Raw genomic sequence first — 731 nt, 5'->3', positions numbered from 1 at the left:
TAATCGGTTCTTGGACGCGTGCACGACGGACGGCAGGTTCACTGTGCCTGCGAACGTCCACACCGCCGACGTCACCGCCCGGGGAAACCGAGGCGCCGACGGTCAGGACTTCGACAGCGTGGGGAACACCGGGGGCACCGGCGGCGCCGGCGCGGCTCTCAGGCTCTACGACGTGAAGGTGACGCCCGGTCAGACGATCTACTGGGGAAGCCTCCGGAGCGGGGGCTTCGAGGGGGGTGGGGACGCCAAGTGGGTGTCCTTCAGCGAACCCGACGAGAACTGCGACCCCGTCGGCGGCGATGTCATCGCCGTCGCCGCGGGCGGAGGAAGCGGATCGAACGCGACCATCCTGTACGACGGCTCCGACGGCGGTGCCGCCGGCCGGCCGGGCGAAGCGGGCCACGGCACCGGCGGCTTCCCCGGTGGCGGCGGCGGCGGCGCGACGATCGACACCCCGGGGACCGGCGGCAGCGGTGGCGACACCGCCTACCTCGGCGGCTTCCTCGACGCCGTCCCGACGTTCGGCTCGGAGGCGAGCGGCGGGACCGGGCACATGTTCTGGGACGGCCTGGGCGCCGACCCTCACGGCTTCGGCGGAGCAGGCGCGCGGGCTTCGGGCGACGTCTACGCCAGCGGCGGACAGGGCGGCGCCGGATCGGCGGGCGGCGGCGGAGGCGGAGCGGGCGGCGGCGAGTTCATCTACACCAACCTGGGAGCAGCCGGCGGCGGCG

1 pseudogene is annotated in these 731 nt (G+C 74.4%); it reads left to right on the top strand.

From position 1 onward, the window contains the following. Nucleotides 1-118 precede the first annotated feature (118 nt). Nucleotides 119-731, top strand: a pseudogene (locus tag C5C39_RS17140) (hypothetical protein); the annotation flags it as partial.

Origin of the sequence: Rathayibacter sp. AY1F3, from assembly GCF_002931975.1 — a bacterium.
Classification (GTDB): Bacteria; Actinomycetota; Actinomycetes; order Actinomycetales; family Microbacteriaceae; genus Rathayibacter.
This window is presented reverse-complemented; position numbering and strand designations above follow the sequence as displayed.